This is a genomic window from Haloparvum sedimenti (assembly GCF_001462205.1).
Classification (GTDB): domain Archaea; phylum Halobacteriota; class Halobacteria; order Halobacteriales; family Haloferacaceae; genus Haloparvum; species Haloparvum sedimenti.
The window spans coordinates 1-1,217 of record NZ_LKIR01000079.1; the positions used below are offsets into that span (position 1 = coordinate 1).

The following is a 1,217-nucleotide window of genomic DNA, read 5'->3' on the forward strand; positions in this document are numbered from 1 at the left end:
CTGTCGACGACAGTAGCCATCATCTCGTCGAGATGTGCGTCCCGGTGCTCCGTCCGGGGATGCTGTGCGCGTTCGAGTACGAGTTCGAATACATCGTCAACTGATGCGTGCTCGGGATTCTTCGTTCGTTCACGAACGTCGTAGAGAGCGTCGTTATCGGGCATTCCAAATCACTTCGAAGGATCCTCCACGGTGTTAGGGCTCTTCGAGCAACGAGCGAGCTCGCTGCACGTAACTGTTCGCGCCCCAGCTACGGGCGTCACTGATCGCATCGAGGAGCAGCCGCGCGTCGGCAGCTGATAGGTGTTCAGTTCGAACGAGCACCGAGAGTAGTGTCGGTGTCGTGACGAGCCGGGTATCAGCGAGTGAGGCGTGGATCAAGCCAAGTTGGTTGAACTCGTCACAGAGGAAGAGCGCAGCATCGAGATTATTCGCGAGCGTCACCGCCGCGTTCTCACCGTCATCGAGCGGGAACTCGGCATCGAGGTCGACCGACTGTGTCGTGAATGCATCCACCTGGTCAAGGACGGCGGACGCGGCGTGTCCATGGACGTCATCGTAGGAGGCGATCTCTCGGAGTTCATCGATGACCGCCGTTGGGACGACGACCTCGTACCGGGAGAGACAAAGTGCGAGTGGATCGGGATCGTCGTCAGTAACGATTCCGAGACTCACGAGGGCGGAGGCGTCTGCGATAAGCCGCGACATCTAAGCGTCGGCGACCTCGTCGATGAAGTCCTCGTCCAACTGCTGTTTCAACACTCGGAGATTTGCCGCCTCCTCGGCGCCGACGAGCGCTTTGAGTTGCTCGAAGGTGATCTCATCGTCGTAATAGGCGGCAGCGATCTCCTGGGTGAGTGCGTCGTCGTGAGCGGCGTCTTGGAGGTACTCCCGAAGCGCGGTCACGAGGATGTCTGTTCGGTCTTCCCCGAGGACTGCGGCCAGTGCGTCGGCCCGGTCGATGAGCCGATCGGGGGCCCGAAACTGCACGCGCTTCTTATCGGTGCTCATAATGTGTACATTGTGAGCCAACGCACTTAGCCGTTTTCGTGTGTACGATGTGAGCCTCACTCGGCCAAGCGTCACCCATCCATGAGATGCTCCTCGAGGTCACGCGTCCAGTACGTCGCGAGCCCACCAGGGCTACAGCGAGCACACAGTTGGAGCGGCCCCTCGAGATGGCCGAGTTCGACACGGAACCGGATAAGTGCCGCGAG

At 60.1% G+C, this 1,217-nt stretch carries 3 protein-coding genes; all 3 read right to left on the reverse strand.

Annotated elements, in window-relative coordinates; genetic code table 11:
* Positions 1-195 precede the first annotated feature (195 nt).
* On the reverse strand, positions 196-708 hold the full coding sequence (locus AN233_RS05280; RefSeq protein ID WP_058365797.1) for a hypothetical protein: 513 nt from the start codon (positions 706-708) through the stop codon (positions 196-198).
* Positions 709-1,011, reverse strand: coding sequence for a hypothetical protein (locus AN233_RS05285; protein ID WP_058365798.1), 303 nt, complete (start codon positions 1,009-1,011; stop codon positions 709-711). It abuts the gene before it with no gap.
* A gap of 71 nt (positions 1,012-1,082) precedes the next feature.
* Positions 1,083-1,217, reverse strand: a 135-nt coding sequence (locus AN233_RS18415; RefSeq protein WP_449271521.1) for a DUF7558 family protein, incomplete at its 5' end; no start/stop codon positions are given.

Coding starts and splice junctions, on each gene's coding strand:
- AN233_RS05285 (WP_058365798.1), bottom strand. CDS start 1,011: ATGAGCACCGATAAGAAGCGCGTGCAGTTTCGGGCCCCCGATCGGCTC.
- AN233_RS05280 (WP_058365797.1), bottom strand. CDS start 708: ATGTCGCGGCTTATCGCAGACGCCTCCGCCCTCGTGAGTCTCGGAATC.